General features: G+C 63.7%; 1 pseudogene. It reads left to right on the forward strand.

The window, feature by feature from the left end:
* Nucleotides 1-383: pseudogene (gene leuS / locus FLQ44_RS11200) on the forward strand (leucine--tRNA ligase); the annotation flags it as partial.

Consider the following 383-nt stretch of genomic DNA (forward strand, 5'->3'; position numbering starts at 1 on the left):
TGCTGGACGGCCGCGCCAGGTACTGGCTGCCGGTCGACCAGTACATCGGTGGCATCGAGCACGCGGTGATGCACCTGATGTACTTCCGCTTCTTCCACAAACTGCTGCGCGACGCCGGCTATGTGGACAGCGATGAGCCGGCGACGAATCTCCTCTGCCAGGGCATGGTCATCGCCGATACGTTCTTCCGCGTCGAGGCCGACGGCAGCAAAAGCTGGATCAATCCGGCTGACGTCGATCTGCAGAAGGACGAGCGCGGCCGCGTCACCGGCGCCACCCTGCGTGCGGATGGCAAGCCGGTCGAGATCGGCGGCAGCGAGAAGATGTCGAAGGCCAAGAACAATGGCGTTAGCCCGCAGACCATGATCGACAAGTACGGCGCC

It is taken from the genome of Vogesella mureinivorans (genome assembly GCF_007644035.1).
GTDB classification, from domain to species: Bacteria; Pseudomonadota; Gammaproteobacteria; order Burkholderiales; family Chromobacteriaceae; genus Vogesella; species Vogesella mureinivorans.